The sequence below is a fragment of the Amycolatopsis echigonensis genome (assembly GCF_014174495.1).
GTDB classification, from domain to species: Bacteria; Actinomycetota; Actinomycetes; order Mycobacteriales; family Pseudonocardiaceae; genus Amycolatopsis; species Amycolatopsis echigonensis.
Genome location: NZ_JACJHR010000299.1, coordinates 1 through 226, shown reverse-complemented (window position 1 = coordinate 226; position 226 = coordinate 1). Strand labels below are relative to the sequence as shown.

The window sequence follows — 226 nt, the reverse complement described above, 5'->3', positions numbered from 1 at the left end:
ACCCACCAGGTAAAGCAGTGAGAAAAGGATGATCCACAAGAGGTCCACCATGTGCCAGTAGACGCCGCTTCCCTCGACAAGGCGCCGCGCCGCGTCCCACGGCACCCCGGCACGTGCTCGGCGGCGAACCGCTCCCAGCAGGATGGTGCCGACGACGACGTGCAGCAGGTGAATGCCGGTCAGCACGAAGTAGAAAGTGAAGAAGAGGTTCGTCCCAGGCGTGCTC

The 226-nt window shown here is 63.3% G+C and carries 1 protein-coding gene; it reads right to left on the bottom strand.

Features of this window, described 5'->3' with window-relative positions; translation table 11 throughout:
• Positions 1–226: cytochrome c oxidase subunit 3 (locus H5411_RS46870; protein WP_183128064.1), on the bottom strand; the 226-nt coding region annotated here is incomplete at both ends.